Raw genomic sequence first — 18,607 nt, 5'->3', positions numbered from 1 at the left:
AGTCAACCGGACTTTCGACCGCTCTGGCCTAATTCCACTTATCAGCGCCCGGGCGCCCATCAGTAAACGGCGCGGTGCGGCACACTCTGCCGGCGCCTCGCGTCGTGCCCATGTTGGGCCCCCAACCTCCGTATTCCGGCGCTTCGCTTCAGTGGATGGCGGCCCGCAGGCCCACGGCCGCGAGCACCTGGGACTCCTGGGTCAGCAGGTGTTGCAGGCGCGCGTCCACGACGGCCTCGTCTCCACCCGATGCGGTGACGGCCAGCCGGTGGAAGAGGGACTGGTGGCCATCCTCGGACTGCGCCAGCTCTCCGTAGAACCGGGCGAGCGCCGGGTCGGTGAGCCCTTCGGCGAGCAGTGACAGCCGCTCACAGGAGCGCGCTTCGATGATGGCGGCGACGAGCAGCCGGTCCACGCGCCGCTCCAGGGCGGGAGTGCGCACGTGCTTCTGGAGGCCCTGCGCGTACGGGTCGCCCGCGTCCTTCGTGAGGGTGAGGCCGCGCGCGGCCATCAGGTCCAGCACGCGGGCCAGGTGGGCGCTCTCCTCGCGGGCCAGCCGGGCCATCTGCGCGGGCAGGCCGGGCAGGTCCGGGTAGGCCTGGAGCATGGACAGCGCGTTGGCGGCGGCCTTCTTCTCGCAGTGGGCGTGGTCCACCAGCACCGCGTCGAAGTTCGCCAGGGCCAGCGGCAGCCAGCCGGGGTCCGTGGGCGCGTGGAGGATGACGGGGCCCGCTCCGGAGAGGGGACGGCGGGTGGGCGTGGGACGGCTCATGCGGGGCGCGACTGTAGGGCATCCGCCGGGCGCCGTGCGCGTGTCTTGGGGCGCCATGAGCCCGCCTCCTTCGTGGGCAGGCCGGCCGATGCGCTGTCTTCCGTGCGGCCCGGGTGGGGCTACTCCACCAGCACGAGCCGCTGGGTGCGGCCGGCGTGGTAGCCCACCTTGCGCGCGATGCGGGCGGTGCTCTCGTCGCGCTCGTCGATGCGCATCGCGAGCCGGGGCAGCGAGGACAAGAGGTGCCGGGAAATCTGTCCCAGGCACAGCGTGGCGTGGCCCTCGTGGCGGCGGGAGGCCAGCGTGTACATGCCCTCCAGCTCCGCGCCGAACTGCGAGCGGCAGCCGATGTCCACCTTGAAGACGAGCTCGCCGTTCCCTTCCAGCACGTAGGTGCGGCGCTGGCGCACGCGCTGGAGGAGGCGGGCCTCGTAGTGGGCCGGGTCCTCCGCCAACGGGTCGCGCTCCAGGATTTCGCGCACGTAGCCCTGGGCCAGGGGCAGCAGGCGGGGCACGTCCTCCTCGCGGGCCAGGCGCAGGGTGGGGTTGGTGAAGGGCCCCAGGTCGTCCGCGGAGACGCTGAACAGCCGCTGGGTGCGCGACAGGCGCGGCTTGCCCTCACACAGGCTGCGCACCAGCGCGTCCACCGCGGACTTGTCCCCCACGGTGGCGCGCAGCTTCAGCGACGCGGCGAGCGCGTCCGCGATGACGCCGGTGGCGCTGGCGTCGCTGGCGCTGGGCACCACGAGTCCGCCCTCGCCGCCCACGAAGATGGCCGCGGTGAGGACGCCGCTGTCGAAGCGGCCGTGGAAGGAGAAGGCCGCCTCGCGCGCCGGGGCCGCGATGCCGAACTCCTCCAGCAACCCCAGCAGGTAGAGGTTGTGGACGGCATCCTTCGCCAACAGCGCGCGCAAGGCGTCCGTGTGGGAAGGCACGAGCTGTTCGACGGTGACGGGCATGCGCGGGGGAAGAGAGCCGAACCTTACGCGCAACCCGACCTCACGGGCCAGCCTCCCCAGGGGGTCCGAAGCGGAACGGATGGACGACCGTGGCCGTCCCCCCCAACCGGGGGGCCGGGAAGCGCGCGTCCAGGAGCGAGTCCAGCACGCACGCCTGCACCATCGGGTCGGGGATGCTGCTCGCGAGCAGCTCGCCCCGGTTCATCTTTCCGTCCCCGTTCTCCCCTTCCACGGTGAAACGCAACTTCACTTCTTGTGTGCCTGGGTTGCGTTGTGCGGCGTCCTCGAAACATTGCTGCACGAGCGGAGTCACGGCCTGGAGCGCCAGGCGCAGGTCCTCCGCGTCGATGCGTCCGGTAGAGGACTCCACCTGGGGCTCCACGAGCGCCACGCGGCGCGGGTCGGGAGCGTCGGGGCCCGTGCGCGGTGCGACTTCGCGCGGGGGGGCCGGTACCGGTGGGGGAGGCGAAGGCGTGGGGGGCGCCGTCACGCGGGGCGGCTCGCTCGTGGGGACCGGCGCGCGGGGGCCAGCGACCGGGGGCGGCGCGGGCGCGAGGACGTGCGACTCCTCCGGGGCTTCCGCGGGCCGCGTGAGCCAGGAGGCCACGAGCGCGCACAGCAGCAGCAGGCCCAGGCTCACGCCGGGGATGACGAGCCAGTGGAGGAGGGTGCGGTGCGAGGGCGCCACCCGCGTGTCATACCCGCCTCACGGGTTCACCGTGAAGCGGGGATGCACGCGAGCGCCCGAGACTACGGGTACACCTCGCGACGCGACGTCGGCGTCGTCGGGGTCGTGGTGGTGGTCGTCGCCACCACGCCTTCCCCGAGGATGCGCTGGCGGCGGCTGACGCCCAGGGTGGCGCCCAGCACCGCGGCGATGAGCCCCAGGAGCAGCCCGGCGAAGAGGCCCCAGAAGACGCGGCCGGACTGGTCCGCGACCTTCAGCGCGCCCTGCTGCACGTCCTGGCCCACCTGACCGGCCTTGGCCTTGGCCTGATCCACCTGCATCTCCACGCGGTTGGCCACGTCCTCGGCGTCCGCGCGCGACAGGTTGGTGTTCTGCGCGATGTTGCTCACCAGCAGCTCTCGGTCCATCCGGCCCTGGCGCACGCCCTCGGTGACGATGTCCTTGGTCGCCGCCTCCAACTGGTTCGCCGTGATGGCGGGCTTGCCCTCCTGTCGCAGCCGCTGGTTCACCGGCGCGAGCGCGTCATTGGCGTTCAGGCCGAACGCCTGCGCCGCGTTGCCGCCTCCCGTCACGGCGCCCACCGCCGCCGCGCCACCCGCGCCCACCGCCGCCTTGCCGACGTTGAACACCGCACCCATGACCGACGACAGCAGCATGCCCAGCACGATGACGCCCGCGAGCGTCGTCATGCCCCACAGCACCGCGCCGTGCAGCGCGCCTCCCGCCTTGTCCACGATGCCCGCGGTGCGCGCGGCCACCACTCCGCCCACGAAGAGGGCGACGAGCGGCACGATGACGCTCCAGATGCCGGTGAAGATGCCCGCCGAGCGCGCGCTGCTCGCGTTGGCGGGATCCACCGACGACAGGCCCAGGGCGAGCCCCAGCGTGTACAGGAGGATCCACACCCCCAGCGCCACGAAGGTGCCCCCGAAGATGGCCCCCCAACTGAGCTTGGAGGCGGTGCCCGGAATGGCCGGGATGCCTCCGGAGCGTTCCCTGATGATTCCGGCGCGTTCGCTTTCGACAATGGTTGCCATTGATTTCAACCCTCGCTTCCGTGTGTCGCCTGCCGCGGTCGTCACGGCGAGGACGTACGTGTCTGGAATGAAGGTGCGCACCACTTGAACGCGTTCATTTCACTTCCGCACGGCCGCTCCACCCCGGAGGGTGGGGCGGACGGCCCGCTCGCATCAGCGCAGCCCTAGCGCATCCAGGAGCTGTGACTCTCTCGCCACCACCGGCGCGTGCGGCAGCACGTTCGGGTCGAAGCGGGCGACCAGCGAGGGCAGGGACACCGGGCTGCCATCGCCCAGGCCGCTCCAGGCGGCGAGCAGGCCCAGGACGTGCTCGGGGGGCCGGCCGCGCGCGCGCAGCTCCGCCAGCGCGAACGCCCCATCCCGCTTCGCCAGCCGCTTGCCGTCCTCGCCCATCACCAGCGGCACGTGGAGGAAGTCGGGCGCGGGCAGGCGCAGCGCTTCGTAGAGCTGGAGCTGCCGGGGCGTGGAGGGCAACAGGTCATCGCCCCGGAGGACGTGGGTGATGCGGCTGTCCGCGTCGTCCACCACCACCGCGAGCTGGTAGCTGGCCACGCCGTCGTTGCGGCGCACCACGAAGTCCCCCACCAGCGCCTGCACGTCCTGGACGTAGGGGCCCATCAGGTCGTCGGTGAAGCGCACCTCGCCGGGGCGCGCGCGGAAGCGGTACGCGGGGGCGCGCGTGCGGGTGCGCTCGGAGACCTGCTCCGCGGTGAGGTGCGCGCAGGTGCCGGGGTAGCGGGGGCCTTCGTCGGACAGGCCGTGGGGCGCGCTCGCCGCGCGGGCGATCTCCGCGCGCGTGCAGAAGCACGGGTAGATGAGGCCCTCGCGTTCCAGCTTCGCCTGGGCCTCGCGGTACACGTCGTCGCGGGCGCTCTGCACCAGCGGCGTCTCGTCCCAGTCCAGGCCCAGCCAGCGCAGGTCGGCGTAGAGGTCCTCCAGGAACTGGGGCTTGCAGCGCGCGCGGTCCAGGTCCTCGATGCGCAACAGGAACGCGCCTCCCGCGGCCCGGGCCTGGAGCCAGCCCAAGAGCGCGCTGCGGATGTTGCCCAGGTGCATCCGCCCGGTGGGGCTGGGCGCGAAACGTCCTCTCATCGTGGGCGCGACCATAACTTCCTCCTCCGCGCGACTGGGAGAGAATGCCCCGCCGCCTCCTGGCGTTCCCCTGGGTGTGACCCCGTCCATGCGCTTCCTGCACTGCTCCGACGTCCACATCACCGAGGACTACTTCGCCCTCCCGTTGCACAAGCTGGGCTGGCGGCGCTGGGTGGCCCTCGTCGAGCTGACGGCCGGCGGACGCGCGAAGGCCTACCGCCACGCGCAGCACACGCTCTCCGTCATCGCGCGCGAAGGGCAGGCGCCCGGCGTGGATCACTTCATCCTCTCCGGCGACCTCACCGCCTACGCGCTGGAGGGCGAGTTCCGCGCCGCCCGCGCCGCGCTGGGGCCCCTGGCCCAGCAGCCCTCACGCTGCACCGTCATCCCCGGCAACCACGACGTGTTCACCCCGGGGGCCCACCAGAGTGGCCGCTTCGCCCAGCACTTCGGCCACCTGCTGGAGAGCGACCTGCCCGAATACCGCCGCGAGGGCGCCTTCCCCTTCGTGCGCCTGGTGGGGGAGGGCGCCGCGGTGGTGGGGCTGTGTTCGGCGCGGCCCCTGCCCACGCCCGGGCTGTCCTACGGCACCGTGGGCCCCGCGCAGCTCGAAGGGCTGGCCGCCCTGCTGACGGACCCCCGCCTGGACGGGCGCGCCATCCTGGTGGTGGTGCACCACGCGCCGCGCAATGCCTCCGACCACGCGGACGGCTGGCACCACGGGCTGCGTGACGCGGACGCCCTCTTGAAGCTGCTGCCGGGCCCGCGCTTCGCGGTGCTCCATGGCCACATCCACCAGCGCTACCACCACCCGGCGACGGCGGACCGGCCCCACCTGTTCGGCGCGGGGTCCTCCACCCAGGCGGGCCGCGAGGGCTACTGGCTCATCGACGTGGAAGGCGGCGTGGTGGTGGGCGGCACGAAGCACGCGCCGGCCCTGTGACAGGGCCCACGGGCGGCGGTACAAGGGGCGCACATGACCCCCGCGCCCAACGCCCCACCCGCTGAGTTGTCCCTGGAGGAGTACCGCTTCCTGCGCCAGCTCGGGCGTGTCGCGGACGACCTCCTGGAGGAGAGCCTCCGGGAGCGCGAAACGCTCACCCAGTGCTTCCGGCGCTGCTTCCCCGTGCTGCTCCAGCACACCGGCGCGCGCGCCATCGCCCTCACCACGCGCGACGAGGAGCTGGTGGAGCAGACCTGGAGCGAGGGCGACTGGGGTGGCGTCTTCCCGGGCTCGCTGCTCGCGGGTGCCGCGGGCGTGCGCGCCCACGAGGGCCACACGCTCGTCACCCAGACGCTGGACGTGGCGGGCTCCCCGGTGGGCACGATGGGACTGCTCTTCGCGGGTCCGCCCGGCGACGTGGAGACCCGCGCCCGTCAGGTGCGCACGCTGGACGCGCTGGCGGAGGAACTGGACACGGTGCTGATGCTGGTCCACACCGCGTCGGAGAAGCACCAGGTCATCCTCCAGTGCAACGAACACCTGGCCAACCCCGTCTTCGAAGCGGGCATGGACCAGGCGGTGCGCACGCTGGCGCAGCGCGTGCGCCTGCCGGGCTTCCTCCTGCTCTACCGCGACGCCGTGCAGCCGCACGTGCTGCACTACCGCACGTACCGCCACGGCCAGTTGGAGTACGAGAGCGGGGAGCAGCCCAGCGCCCCGCTGGAGACGCTGCTGCATCAGCACGGCGCCCGGCTGCTGCACGGCGACGCGGGCGTGCTCAAGCGCCTGTTCGACGGGCGCACCACGGAGGCGGTGCTCATCTCCGCGGGCGCGCGCAGCGAGCCCCTGGGCAAGATCGTCGTCTGGAGCAATGAAGGCTTCTCCGCGTACGCGATGGACCTCATCCGCGTGCTGGCCTCCACGCTCAGCCAGCGCCTCCTGGACTACAACCGCGAGCGCATCCACCTGTCGCAGTTCTTCCCCACGGTGGCCATCGACTCGCTGCTGGAAGACCCCGACTACGCGCGGCACCTGCGGGCGCAGGAGCAGGAGGTGGGCATCCTGTTCGCGGACATCAACGGCTTCACGCGCATCTGCGAGCAGGGCTTCGACAGCCCCCGCAGCATCGGCCGCTTCGTGGACGAGTGGAGCGCGCGCGCCGTGGACTGCATCTGGGCGCACGGGGGCGTGTTCGACAAGATGGTGGGTGACTGCGTCATCGGCCTCTTCGGTCCGCCCTTCTTCCAGACGGACTCCGTGCGCCGCGCGGAGGCCGCCGTGCGCGCTGCGTGCGACATCCAGGCGTTCACCGCGGAGCTGGGCGCGCGCGAGGAGGTTTCAGCCCTGTGTCAGCGGGTGGGGCTGCCGGGGCTGGGCGTGGCGGTGGGCGTGAACCTGGCGACCGCGAACTGCGGCCTCTTCGGTCCCAACCGCAACTACACGGCCTTCTCCAGCGGGATGAACCAGGCCGCGCGGCTCCAGTCCCTGGCGGGCTTCCGCGAAACGCTGGTGATGCAGAGCGTGCACGAGGCGTTGAAGACGTCCCAGGAGCCCTTCGTGCGCAAGCTCCAGTTCGGGGCCCTCACCGAGACGCCGGTGAAGAACGTGGCCCAGCCGCTGCGGCACTACCGGATGTCGCTGTAGGCGAAACGGCAGGCGCGCGAGCGGCGTGGGCCGAGTGGCCTTCCGTGGAGGTCAGGCCAGCAGGTACGCGCCCGCGTAGCGGCGCGAGAAGTGGATCCACCGGCGATCATCCACCTCCACCTGCCACTCGCTGTTGGGCGTCAGCGGCAGGCGCTGCTTGAGGAAGCTCTCCAGGTGGTCCGCCGCCTTGATGGGCGTGAGCCCGGGCGCGCGGAACGCGATGTGGAGCGTGACGTCCAGCGACGGCGCGACGTCCACCGACGCGCAGATGCGCAGGGTGCCCACGCGACGCTGGTACTGCATGTCCGACGCAGGCCACGAAGCGGAGCCCTCAGGCTGCGGCGCCGCCTGTTCGAGCCAGTTGTCGGGGATGAGGATGAAGTCGAGCAGATTGCTGCTCGCCTCTTCCACTGTGCCGTGCTCCTGGATGGAAAGCATGCCCACCTCCTCCGGGAAAGCCGTTGGGGTTGCGTGGAAGCCGTCGTGAAGAATGTGCCCACGAGCCAGTGCCATGCAAGGGGCCCTGGAAATGCGCGAAGGCCCACACGTGATGTTGTACGTGGGGGCGGGGCGGACGCTACTGGAGGGGGGTGACACGGCAGGTCGGATGGACGTGCCCGGGTGTGTCGAGCGACCCCGCGTGCTCCGGCGGGTTGCTCAGGACGCGACGGGAAGGGGGCGGCGGGGCTTGCGCTCCACGGCGGCCTTGAGCTGGCCGCAGCCCGCGTCGATGTCGATGCCCCGTCGCTGGCGCACCGTGCTGGGCACACCGTACGAAGTGAGCACGTCCTGGAACGCGCGCACCGCGTCCGGCACGCTGGGCCCGCCGTCGTAGCCCACGGTGGGGTTGAGCGGGATGACGTTCACGTGCGCGTCCATCCCATGCAGCAGCGCGCCCAGGTGGTGCGCGTGTTCGGCGGTGTCGTTGCGGCCGGAGATGAGCGTCCACTCGAAGAAGATGCGACGCTTGCGCTTCTCCACGTAGTAGCGGCACGCGTCCATCAATTCGTTCAGCGGCCAGCGTCGGCCCGCGGGCACCAGCGCGGCGCGCTCCGCGTCGGTGGCGCCGTGGAGGCTCACCGCGAGTTGCACCGGGCGCGCCTCGTCCGCCAGCCGGATGATGCCGGGCACCACGCCCACGGTGGACAGGGTGATGAAGCGCGGCGCCAGCGCGAGCCCCTTGGGGTCCACGAGGATGTCCATCGCGGCCATCGTGTTGTCGTAGTTGTGCAGGGGCTCGCCCATGCCCATGAGCACGATGTTGCGCAGCGTCTCTCCCTGCGCCTTCAGGATGCGCGTGACGTGGAGCACCTGGCCCACCACTTCGCCCGGCGTCAGGTGGCGCGACAGGCCCATCTGTCCGGTGGCGCAGAAGACGCAGCCCATGGCGCACCCGGCCTGCGTGCTCACGCACACGGTGGCGCGGCCCTTGAAACGCATCAGCACCGTTTCAATGGTCTGCCCGTCGTGCAGGCGCAACAGCAGCTTGTGGGTGAGGCCGTCGCTGCTGAAGCTCTCGTGGTGCGTGGCCAGGTGGCCCAGCCGCGCGCGCTCCTGGAGCACGGCCTGGAGGTCCGGGCGCAGGCCCGTCATTTCGTCCAGCGCCATCACCCCGTCGCGGTACAGCCCCGTCCACACGCGCTCGCGGTACTGGGGGCTGAAGCCCCAGCCGGCCAACTGCGCGTCCAGCGCGGGGCGCGGCAGGTCGTAGAGGTTGGGGGCGGTAGGGGCGTCCGACATGACGAAGCCGAGATAACACACCCGTGCCCCCGCGCACCCGGGGTGTACCGGAGCCCGGGCCAGGAACCGGCTCGGAGGGCGACCAGGGGAGCGTGGGGGCCGGTGGCGGACGCTTCGCGGGAAGGTGCGGCGTCCAGCGGCTGACACCTCGCGTGCCAGCGCGTCGCGTCGTGCCAATCGTGGAGGGTCTATGGGACTCGCCATCCAGCAGGAGGAGTTCACACCGAAGGAGCACGAGCAGTTCGTGCAGCGGCTCGCGGAGTGCCTGGAGGCCCTGAGGGCTCTGCTGCGCCGCCCCGGTTTCGGCGTGGGGCCCACGACGATGGGCGCGGAGCTGGAGGTGTACCTGGTGGACCGCGCGGGCTACCCGCTGCCGGTGAACCAGTTGGTGCTGGCCCAGTCGAAGGACGAACGGCTGACGCTGGAGATCAACCGCTTCAACATGGAGATGAACGTGCGGCCTTCGCTGCTGGCGGGGCGGCCGTTCACCGCGCTGCGGGCGGAGTTCGAGGACGTTCTGAAGGAGCTGGGGCGCGCGGCGGCGACGCAGGGCGCGCGCGTGGCGGCCATCGGCATCCTGCCCACGCTCAGGCAGGCGGACCTGGGCAAGGGGGCGCTTACGCAGCAGGCCCGCTACCGGGCCCTGAACTCGGCCATCCGCAAGCGGCGCAACGGGCCCTTCCAGGTGGCCATCGCGGGCGACGACACGCTCAACCTCTCCTGGGACGACGTGACGTTGGAGGGGGCGAACACGTCGCTCCAGTTCCACCTGCGCGTGGCGCCGGAGGACTTCGCGCACGTGTACAACGCCGCGCAGCTGGCCACGGGGCCGGTGCTGGCGGTGGCGGGCAATTCGCCGCTGTTCCTGGGCAAGCGCCTCTGGGAGGAGACGCGCGTGGCGCTCTTCCAGCAGGCCACCGACGACCGGGGCGAGGCCGGGGACGACGTGGCCCACCTGCACCCGCGGGTGACGTTCGGCCACGGCTGGGTGCGCGAGGGCGTGCACGAGCTGTTCTCCGAGGCCGTGGCGCTCTACCCGCCGTTGTTGCCGGTGGTGGGCGACGAGGCCCCGATGGAGGTCGTCGCGGCGGGGGGCGTGCCGGGGCTGGGGGAGCTGCGGCTGCATCAGAGCACCGTCTGGTCGTGGAACCGGGCCATCTATGATCCGCACGGGGACGGACACGTGCGCATCGAACTGCGCGCGCTGCCGGCGGGCCCGACCCTGGTGGACATGGTGGCCAACGGGGCGTTCCTGCTGGGCCTGACGCTGGGGCTGGCGGAGCGGGTGGACGCGCTCTTGCCGGCGCTGCCCTTCTGGCAGGCGCGGCGCAACTTCAAGCAGGCGGCGCGCCACGGCCTGGACGCGGTGATGCTGTGGCCGGCGGAGGTCGCGCCCAGCCCCCGGCCGGTGCCGGTGGTGGACCTGGTGAAGCAGCTCCTGCCGGTGGCGCGGCGCGGCCTGACGGAGCACGGGGTGGACCCGGAAGAGGCGGACGCGATGCTGGACATCATCGCGCAGCGGGTGGCCCTGCGGCGCACCGGGTCGCGCTGGCAGCGGGAGGTGCTGGCGAAGCTGGAGGCCCACATGCCCCGACCGGACGCGCTGGCCGCCATGCTGGAGCGCTACCTCCAGCACGCGGAGGAGGGGCTGCCGGTGCACACGTGGCCCGTGGACTGAGCGGCGGCCGGTGCTGGCGGGGGCAGGGCTGACCTGGGGGGCCCTTGTCGGGACCGGGGCGTCGCGGTGAATATGGCGCTCATCCTGGTCGTCAGCCCGCGTGCCACGCGCCACGCGCTGAAGGGTGCCGTTCGTGATCGCCTCCGCCTCCCCGTCCCTCCGCTCCGGCCTGCGCCGGAGGTTGTTCCTCATGCCGCTGCTCGTGTTGGCGAGCACGGTGACCGCGTGCTCCACCGTCCGCAGCAGGGCGAACGACCTGGCGGAGAAGGGCCGCTTCGTCGAGGCGGCCGAGCTGTACGTGAAGGTCGTCGAGGATTCGCCCAATGACCCGTCGCTGCGCTCCTCGCTGGACGACCTGCGCTGGCGCGGCCTGTCCCAATTGCTCACCTGGTCGCGGCAGGCGCGGGTGGAAGGGCGGGACGAGGACGCGGAGCAGAACCTGGAGCAGTTCCTCGCCTACAAGGTGAAGTGGAACTCCAAGCTGGACGGCGGCATGGAGAGCTCGCTCCTGGAGGAGATGGCGGGCACGCACCAGCACCTGCGCCAGCTCATCGTCGAACAGGCGAAGCGGGGCCACGCGCTGACGGCGGAGTCGCACCTGAACCGCAAGCGCGCGCTGCTGGCCCACGCGGAGATGGCGCCCATCCGGCGCGACATGGAGGAGTCGGTGCAGCAGGGCGGCGAGGCGACGTGCGCCCGGCTGAAGCAGGCGCCCTCCGTGGGCACCGCGCACTGGGCGGAGCTGGTGTCGCGCTACTGCCGGCACTACCAGCAGGACGCGCCCCGGGCGCCGCTGTTCCCGGAGGCGCTGGGCGTGCCCGTGTTCCAGGTGTCCGTGGATGGCATCAGCAACGACGTCGTCAAATACCTGATGGCGCGGATGTCGGGCGCGTTCGAGGCCTCGCCCTGGTATTCGGAGGCCTCCTCGCGCCGCGTGCCGCTGACCCTGGAGGGCAGCTTCAGCGAGGACCGCAGCAGCCAGCCCGTGTCGCTGACGGCGCCGTGGACGGAGCAGGTGCCGTACACCGACCACGAGGACCGCACCGCGACGGCGGAGGTGCCGTACTCGGTGGAGGAGGCGTACGAGGAGCAGGGGGTGATGAAGAAGCGGCTCGTCACCCAGAAGAAGACGGTGGAGTACACGACGACGGTGGAGGTGACGAAGTACCGCGAGGTGCCGCGCGCCTTCGAGTACCGGGCGCTGCTCCGGGAGGTGGAGTACCACTTCGCGGTGGTGGCCCAGGCGGTGCTCCAGGAACAGCACGCGCCCCTGGCGGTGAAGGCGGAGAAGTCGCTGACCGCGTCCGGCTACGACCACAACATCACCTTCACCCCTGGCGGCGTGACGCCGCAGAAGTTCGCGCAGCCCAGCAAGGACGGGTGGCTGGACGGCGAGCTCCAGGGCTACGAGCAGACCTTCTTCCGGACGCTCCTGGCGCGCTGGCAGGACTCCTTCTGCACCGCGCCCGCGCTGACCCGTGAGGAGGCGGCCCGCTGCGCTCGGGGTGGTGCGGAGCTCCCCGGCCCCGCGCGGCAGGCGCTGGTGGACACGCTGGGCGACGACGCCGGGCAGGTGCACCAGTTGTTCGTCTGGAACTGACGTGGAAGGCGGGGCGGGGGCGCTTCAGCCCTCGTCCTCCGCGCCCTTGCGCAGCCCCAGCATGCGGCGCAGCTCACGCGCGGACTGGCGGCTCACCTCCACCGAGTGCCCCCGCGCCGTACGCGCCAGGTAGCCGCCCGTCTCCAGCGGCTCCAGCCGCGTCACGTGCGACAGGTTGAGCAGGGCCCGCCGGTGCACGCGGTGGAAGTGCTCGGTGGGCAGCTTGTCCGCCAGCTCGTTGAGGGTGAAGTCGGTGAGGAAGTCCCCCTGCGTGGTGAACACCGTGACCAGCTCATCCTCCAGCGACGCGTGGGAGATGGCGTCCGGTGACACCAGCACCAGTCCCTGACGCGTGGGGATGGGCAGCCGCGCGAAGGCGGGCCCCATTCCTCCGGAGGCCGGTGGCGGGACGGTGACGTTCTTCGCCCGAGCGGCCGGAACAGCGGGCTGCGCGAGAACCGGCTGTCGGGCCCGGGCGCGCTCCAGCGCCTTCTGCAACCGCGCCGCCTCCACGGGCTTGAGCACGTAGTCCACCGCGCCGTGCTCGAAGGCGTTCACCGCGTGCTCCGCGTGCGCGGTGCAGAAGATGACGTGCGGCCCTCCTTCCGGCAGCAGCGCCATCGCATCCAGGCCGCTCAGGCCCGGCATGTGGATGTCCAGCAGCACGACGTCCACGCCGCCCGCGCGCACCGCGGCGAGCACCGAGTCCCCGTCCACCGCTTCACCGCACACGCTCACATCCGGCAGCGCGGCCAACAGGCGGGACAAGCGCTTGCGGGCCAGCAGTTCGTCATCGGCGATGAGGACGCGCAGGGGCTCTCTCACGTGAGGACTCCAGGTTGGGGGCCACGACGGGGCAGGGTGACGGTGACACGGGTGCGCCCGTCCGCGCTCTCCAGCGCCAGCAAGGCCTGTCCGCCATACGCGAGCGCCAGCCGGCGCTCCACGGTGGGCAATCCCACGCTGCCCTCGCGCGGCCCCTTGGAGGCGCCGGGGTTGTCGATGGACACCACCACCCCTCCGTCGCGGGCCGCCACGTCCACGCGCATCGAGCCCCGGTGCCCGGACGCTGGCCCGTGCTTCACCGCGTTCTCCGCGAGCGGCAGCAGCAACAGCGGCGGCACGGGCACGTCGCCCAGCCCCTGCGCCACCGTCATGTGGAGCTGGAACAGGTCCGGGTCGCGCAACAGGTGCAGGTCGAACAGCGTGCGCATCAACTCCAGCTCCTGGGACAGCGGCCAGGTGACGCTGCGCACGCCCGCGAGCACCGAGCGCAGCATCGTGGACAGCCGCAGCACGGCGACCTCCGCGACAGCGCCGTCCTCGCGGCACCACTCCGCGATGGCGTTGAGCGTGTTGAAAAGGAAGTGCGGATCCAGGTGGCTGCGGATGGCCAGCAACTGCGCCTGCTCGGCTTCCCAGGCGAAGCGGGTGGCACGCGCTCGCTCGCGCAGCAGCGTCTCCTCGAAGCCGATGTCCCTTCCCAGGCCCCAGCCGGCCACGAGGAACAGGCCACCGCAGATGGCCAGGTTGTACGGCTCCGACAGGAACGTGGGCTGCATCTGGGTGACGCGGGGCAGGGCATAGCCCACGGACAGCACCACGCCGCAGCCCACCGCCCCGTAGAGCAGCAGGCGGATGCCGCCATGGCTCAGGTCCAGCCCCTCCGGGAACAGCACCCGGTAGGACACGGGCGCGACGGCGACGCACAGCAGGCACAGGAGCAGGCCCAGCCAGAACGCATGGGGGTCGATGCTCCAGCGCACCTGGGCCGCCAGCAGCGGCAGCGACACCAGGACGATGGGAACCAGCCGCCACGGCGCGACGAGGGCGCGCAGCGTGGCGCGAACGATGGAGCCTTCCGGCGTCTCCGACATGCTCCAGCGGAAGGCTACACCGTCCGGCGTCCTAGTGCCGGGGGACGGGCGCCGGGACCAGGTCCAGGGCGAGCGCCCCGGCGAGGACGGCCGGGAAGAAGAGGACGGAGAGCACGAACAGCAGCGGCGAGCGCAGTGAGAACATGGGGGGTTTCTCCAGTGTCCGTGAAACATGCCCACGCACTCTGTCCGTGCCCCAGGGGCCCCGGGGGGAGGGTTGCACCCGGCCGTCGAGGAATCGAGGTGAGCGGTCGCTCCCGAGCCCCCGGCCGCTCCTCGCGCCGCTACCCCAGCGCATCCGCCAGCCGGGTCGCCTCGCGGATGCAGTCGTTGACGCCCACGCCCCGGTACGCGTTGCCGGTGAGGTGCAGGCCAGGCCAGCGCTTCAGTCCGGCGTCCAGGGACGCCACCCGCCCCAGGTGGCCCACCGTGTACTGGGGGATGCCGCGCGGCCAGCGGACGGCCTGTGTCAGCTCCGGCGTCGCGGTGAGGCCCGTCATCGCCTTCAACTCCTCGCGCGCCAGCGCCACCAGCGCGTCCTCGTCCCGCGCGACGACCTCCGGCTTGCGCGTGCCGCCCATCAGGCACGTGAGCAGCACCCGCCCGCCCTCCGCGCGGAAGGGGAACGTGGTGGAGACATGGATGGTGCCCAGCACCGCCTTGCCCTCCACCGCCGGCACCAGGAACCCGAACCCGTCCGGCTTCGCCGTCGCTCCCGGCGCGAAGCCCAGGTGCACCACGGCGATGGGCGCGTACCCGATGCCCTCCAGTGTCCCCGCCAGGGGCGCGTCCAGCGGACGCAGCAGGTCGGCCGCCACGTGCGCGGGCACCGCCAGCACGACCTGGGACGCGAGCAACTCCACGGGTTGTCCGCGCTCCCGCACCTGGACCTTCCACCCGTCCTCTGTCCGCGTGAGGCCCTCCACCTTCGCGTCGGTGCGCACCGCGTCCCCCAGCGACGCCGCCAGTGCGTCCACCAGCACGCCCAGCCCCCGGTCGAAGGTGCTCAAGAGGCCGGTGAGCTTCGACTTCTGGCCGCCGTCCTGAGACGGGGCCTGGGCCTTGCGCGCCGCGCGCTGGGAGCGGATGGCGCCCAGGATGAGGCTGCGGTGTTCCCGTTCGAACCTCACGAGTTGCGGGAAGGTGGCCTCCGCGCTGAGTTGTTCCGGGTCGCCCGCGTAGATGCCCGTCTGGAACGCGTCCAGTAGCACCGTCGTCGCCTCGCGGCCCAGGTGGCGCCGGCCCAACTGCGCCAGTGTTTCATCCACGCCCGTGGGGCCGCGGCCGCTGAACAGCTCCGCCAGCACCCGCATGCGCGCGGAAAGGGAAATCACGTCGGATTTAAAGAACGCGGGCGGTGACGACGGCACCTTTCGGAGCGCACCGCGAGTGAAGATGTAGCGGTTTTTTGCCGCCGCATCCGCCGGACGGATGCGTGTTTCAAGACCCAGGGCCTCCGCCAGTGAACGCGTGGTGGACTCCCGGTCCAGGAAACTGTTGGGTCCGGCTTCCAGGAGGTAGTCCCCCTCTGTGCGGGTCTGCACGTTTCCGCCCACGCGCGACGCGGACTCCAGCAGCACGGCAGCCGTGCCGCGCGACCGCAATCTGTGAGCCAGGACCAGTCCTGAAAGCCCCCCGCCGATGACCGCGACCGTCATGTCGTCCTACCCCTGCTGTCGTGAGGTGAGCACCCACGGGCGCCTTAGTGCGAAGGAAGGTGCTTTGCCAAGGAGCGCTACCCCGCGCGTTAATACAGGTATGCGCTACGTCATCACGGGAGCCAGCCGCGGAATCGGTTTCGAGTTCGTGCAGCAACTGCTGCGGCGAGGAGAGACCGTCGACGCGGGCGTGCGCGCCCCGGAGATGGCGCGTCGCCTGGAGCCGCTGCTGCACGAGGCCGGCAATCGCTTGCGGATCCACCCGCTGGATGTCACCAGCGGGGACAGCGTGCGCGCGTTCGCGGAGAATGTCAGTCGCGAGCCGGTGGACGTGCTCATCAACAACGCGGGCGTGTCGGGCCAGTGGGTGGGGTTGCACGAGCTGGACTTCGAGGACCTGCAGCGCACGATCGCGGTGAACGCGCTCGGGCCGCTGCGGATCACCTCCTCGCTGTTGCCCGCGCTGCGCCAGGGTGTCGGCCGCAAGGTGGCGCACGTGACGTCGCGGATGGGCTCGCTCTCCAGCAACACGGAAGGCGGCGCGTACGCCTACCGCATGTCCAAGGCCGCGCTGAACATGGGCGTGCGCTCCATGGCCAACGACCTGCGCCGCGACGGCCTGGCGTGCGTGCTGCTGCATCCGGGTTGGGTGCAGACGGACATGGGCGGCCAGGACGCGCCGCTGCCGGCGGACGACTCGGTGCGCGGGATGCTCCGGGTCATCGACGGCGTCTCGCTGGAGCACAGCGGCCGGTTCTTCGACTACGAGGGCGCGGAGATCCCCTGGTAGCACCGCACCTGCTCAGGGGAACAAGAGCTCCGTCTTCCAGCCTTCGCCCTCGCGCAGGTACAGGTTGCGCTCGTGCAGGCGGCTGGGGCGGGCGTGCCAGAACTCGATGCGCTCCGGCACCACGCGGAAGCCGCTCCAGTGCGGGGGCCGCTCCACCGGCCTGCCCTGGAACCGGGCCTCCACCTCCGCCACGCGCGTGTCCAGCAGCCTCCGGTCCGGCAGCTCCTCACTCTGGAGGCTGGCCCACGCGCCAATCTGGCTGCCGCGCGCCCGGCTCTGGAAGTACGCGTCCGCCTCCGCGTCCGTCACCTGCTCCACCCGACCCTCGATGCGCACCTGCTGCTCCAGGGGCTGCCAGTGGAAGCACAGCGCGGCGTGCGGGTGCGCGGTGAGCTGACGGCCCTTGCGGCTGTGGAAGTTGGTGAAGAAGACGAAGCCCCGCGCATCGAAGTCCTTGAGCAGCACCACGCGGGCGCTCGGGCGGCCCTCGTTGTCCACCGACGCCACCACCATGGCGTTGGGGTCCACGGGGATGGCCTGTTTTGCCTGGGCGAAGAGTTCGGCGAAGCGCTGGATGGGGTCGGGCGGGATCGTCACGCGCCGCACCATAGGAAACCCCACCTCGGGGCGCACGTTCGCGGTTGACTCCCTGTCTGGACCCGCGATCGTGTGTTCATGAAGATTCTCTTCATCGCCTCGGAGGTCACCCCCTTCTCGAAGACGGGGGGGCTGGGCGACGTCGCAGGGGCCCTGCCCACGGCGATGGCCGCGCTGGGGCACGACGTGAAGATCGTCACGCCCCGCTACCAGGACGTGCGCAACACCGGCCACCTGGAGCCCACCGGCCAGTCCCTGGTGCTGCGCTTCCCCTTCGGTGAGGCGGGAGGCCCCGTCCTGTCCGCGCGCCTCTCCGAACGCCTGGAGGTGCTCTTCCTGGAGAACGAGGCCTTCTTCGGAGGCCGCAAGGGGCTCTACGGCGATGGGGGCGGGGAGTTCCCGGACAACCCCCGCCGCTTCGCCTACCTGTGCATCGGGGCGCTCCAGGCCGCGCAGCGGCTTCGCTTCTTCCCGGACATCATCCACCTGCACGACTGGCAGACGGGGCTCGTCCCGGTGGCGCTGCGCCGGGGCTTCCAGGGCACGCCGCTCGCCCGCGCGAAGTGCGTCTTCACCATCCACAACCTCGCCTACCAGGGGCACTTCCCCAAGGGGACGATGGGGGACCTGGGGCTTCCCTGGGACCTGTTCACCCCGGACGGCGTGGAGTTCTACGACCAGGTGAACTTCCTCAAGTCGGGGCTCGTCTTCTCCGAGGCGCTCACCACCGTGTCGCCCACGTACGCGCGCGAAATCCAGACGGCGGAGCAGGGCTACGGGCTGGATGGCCTCTTGCGGCGGCGCTCGCACGCGCTCACCGGCATCCTCAACGGCATCGACGCTCACGAGTGGAACCCCCGCACGGACTCCTACCTGCCGGAGCGCTACGGCCCGGACGACCTGGGCGGCAAGGCTGCCTGCAAGCGCGCCCTGCTGGAGCGCTTCGGGCTGCCCGGGGACACCGGGGCGCCGGTGTTCGGCATCGTGAGCCGGCTGGCGTGGCAGAAGGGCGTGGACCTGCTGCTGGAGACGCTGCCCGCGGCGCTCCAGGCGGACCTGCGCTTCGTGGCGGTGGGCAACGGCGATCCGGTCCTGGAGGCGGGCCTGCTCGCGTTGCAGGCGCGTTTCCCGAAGCAGGTGGGGGTGCACATCGGGTTCGACCCGGAATTGTCACACTTGGTGGAGGCGGGGTCGGACTTCTTCCTGATGCCCAGCCGCTACGAGCCGTGCGGCCTGAACCAGATGTATTCACTGCGTTACGGAACGGTGCCCATCGTCCGGGCCACGGGGGGGCTGGTGGATACGGTGGAGGGGGGGCTGGACGGCAACGGAATCCTCTTCGAGTCCTTCCACCGCTCGGCGCTCCTGGCCGCCATCCGCCGGGCGCTGGCCCTCTACGCGGATCCCGTGCGCCTGGGCGACTTCCGGGGCCGGGGGATGGGCAAGGACTTCTCCTGGGCGGCGTCCGCCCGGAAGTACGAGTCCCTCTTCGCCGCCCTGGTAGCGGAATAGTGGGGCGCGCTCCGGAACCA

General features: G+C 71.5%; 17 protein-coding genes. 6 read left to right on the top strand and 11 right to left on the bottom strand.

The window, feature by feature from the left end; all coding sequences use genetic code 11:
- Positions 1-148 precede the first annotated feature (148 nt).
- From OV208_RS22820 to gluQRS, 5 genes are all read right to left on the bottom strand, one after another.
- Positions 149-772 (bottom strand): tRNA-(ms[2]io[6]A)-hydroxylase, encoded by a 624-nt coding sequence (locus OV208_RS22820; protein ID WP_267576450.1) that lies wholly within the window; start codon positions 770-772, stop codon positions 149-151.
- Between the two features lie 119 nt (positions 773-891).
- Positions 892-1,731 carry a GNAT family N-acetyltransferase gene (locus OV208_RS22815; protein WP_267575991.1) on the bottom strand — a complete coding sequence of 280 codons (840 nt, stop codon included), beginning with the start codon at positions 1,729-1,731 and terminating at the stop codon, positions 892-894.
- Positions 1,732-1,771: 40 nt separating this feature from the next.
- Positions 1,772-2,419, bottom strand: a complete 648-nt coding sequence (locus OV208_RS22810; RefSeq protein ID WP_267575990.1) for an AgmX/PglI C-terminal domain-containing protein — start codon at positions 2,417-2,419, stop codon at positions 1,772-1,774.
- 62 nt (positions 2,420-2,481) lie between these two features.
- On the bottom strand, positions 2,482-3,456 hold the full coding sequence (locus tag OV208_RS22805; RefSeq protein ID WP_267575989.1) for a hypothetical protein: 975 nt from the start codon (positions 3,454-3,456) through the stop codon (positions 2,482-2,484).
- A gap of 153 nt (positions 3,457-3,609) precedes the next feature.
- Positions 3,610-4,548 (bottom strand): tRNA glutamyl-Q(34) synthetase GluQRS, encoded by a 939-nt coding sequence (gluQRS, locus tag OV208_RS22800; RefSeq protein WP_267575988.1) that lies wholly within the window; start codon positions 4,546-4,548, stop codon positions 3,610-3,612.
- 88 nt (positions 4,549-4,636) lie between these two features.
- Between gluQRS and OV208_RS22795 the strand changes: the two genes are divergently transcribed.
- Complete coding sequence (locus tag OV208_RS22795; RefSeq protein ID WP_267575987.1) at positions 4,637-5,491, top strand: metallophosphoesterase family protein; 855 nt, start codon at positions 4,637-4,639, stop codon at positions 5,489-5,491.
- Between the two features lie 33 nt (positions 5,492-5,524).
- Positions 5,525-7,135 (top strand): adenylate/guanylate cyclase domain-containing protein, encoded by a 1,611-nt coding sequence (locus OV208_RS22790; RefSeq protein ID WP_267575986.1) that lies wholly within the window; start codon positions 5,525-5,527, stop codon positions 7,133-7,135.
- Between the two features lie 51 nt (positions 7,136-7,186).
- Here OV208_RS22790 and OV208_RS22785 read toward each other — a convergent pair whose 3' ends face one another.
- Entirely contained in the window at positions 7,187-7,573 is a 387-nt protein-coding gene (locus OV208_RS22785; RefSeq protein ID WP_267575985.1) for a hypothetical protein, read from the bottom strand.
- A gap of 219 nt (positions 7,574-7,792) precedes the next feature.
- A complete protein-coding gene (gene rlmN, locus OV208_RS22780; protein ID WP_267575984.1) occupies positions 7,793-8,875 on the bottom strand; it encodes a 23S rRNA (adenine(2503)-C(2))-methyltransferase RlmN in 1,083 nt (360 codons plus the stop codon).
- A gap of 190 nt (positions 8,876-9,065) precedes the next feature.
- On the opposite strand from rlmN, the gene OV208_RS22775 reads away from it, so the two are divergent.
- Together OV208_RS22775 and OV208_RS22770 are read left to right on the top strand one after the other, a co-directional pair.
- Positions 9,066-10,553, top strand: a complete 1,488-nt coding sequence (locus OV208_RS22775; RefSeq protein WP_267575983.1) for a glutamate--cysteine ligase — start codon at positions 9,066-9,068, stop codon at positions 10,551-10,553.
- Between the two features lie 133 nt (positions 10,554-10,686).
- Positions 10,687-12,153 carry a hypothetical protein gene (locus tag OV208_RS22770; protein ID WP_267575982.1) on the top strand — a complete coding sequence of 489 codons (1,467 nt, stop codon included), beginning with the start codon at positions 10,687-10,689 and terminating at the stop codon, positions 12,151-12,153.
- Between the two features lie 24 nt (positions 12,154-12,177).
- Here OV208_RS22770 and OV208_RS22765 read toward each other — a convergent pair whose 3' ends face one another.
- From OV208_RS22765 to hemG, 3 genes are all read right to left on the bottom strand, one after another.
- Positions 12,178-12,978, bottom strand: coding sequence for a LytR/AlgR family response regulator transcription factor (locus tag OV208_RS22765; protein WP_267575981.1), 801 nt, complete (start codon positions 12,976-12,978; stop codon positions 12,178-12,180).
- The gene (locus tag OV208_RS22760; protein ID WP_267575980.1) at positions 12,975-14,030 is read right to left on the bottom strand and encodes a sensor histidine kinase; all 1,056 of its coding nucleotides are present in this window, start codon (positions 14,028-14,030) and stop codon (positions 12,975-12,977) included. Before OV208_RS22760 ends, OV208_RS22765 begins: the two co-directional genes overlap by 4 nt.
- Before the next feature lie 284 nt (positions 14,031-14,314).
- Positions 14,315-15,688, bottom strand: a complete 1,374-nt coding sequence (hemG, locus tag OV208_RS22755) for a protoporphyrinogen oxidase (protein ID WP_267575979.1) — start codon at positions 15,686-15,688, stop codon at positions 14,315-14,317.
- A 100-nt stretch (positions 15,689-15,788) separates the two neighbouring features.
- Here hemG and OV208_RS22750 point away from each other — a divergent pair, with 100 nt between their 5' ends.
- Positions 15,789-16,478 carry an SDR family oxidoreductase gene (locus tag OV208_RS22750; RefSeq protein WP_267575978.1) on the top strand — a complete coding sequence of 230 codons (690 nt, stop codon included), beginning with the start codon at positions 15,789-15,791 and terminating at the stop codon, positions 16,476-16,478.
- A 12-nt stretch (positions 16,479-16,490) separates the two neighbouring features.
- Here the strand turns inward: OV208_RS22750 and pdxH are convergent, their stop codons facing one another.
- Entirely contained in the window at positions 16,491-17,111 is a 621-nt protein-coding gene (gene pdxH, locus OV208_RS22745) for a pyridoxamine 5'-phosphate oxidase (RefSeq protein WP_324291402.1), read from the bottom strand.
- Positions 17,112-17,153: 42 nt separating this feature from the next.
- Here pdxH and glgA point away from each other — a divergent pair, with 42 nt between their 5' ends.
- Entirely contained in the window at positions 17,154-18,587 is a 1,434-nt protein-coding gene (gene glgA / locus OV208_RS22740) for a glycogen synthase GlgA (protein WP_267575977.1), read from the top strand.
- The last annotated feature ends 20 nt before the right edge of the window (positions 18,588-18,607 follow it).

Origin of the sequence: Corallococcus sp. bb12-1 (genome assembly GCF_026626765.1) — a bacterium.
GTDB classification, from domain to species: domain Bacteria; phylum Myxococcota; class Myxococcia; order Myxococcales; family Myxococcaceae; genus Corallococcus; species Corallococcus terminator.
The sequence above is the reverse complement of the archived record's forward strand: the minus strand, read 5'-3'. Positions and strand labels throughout refer to the sequence as shown.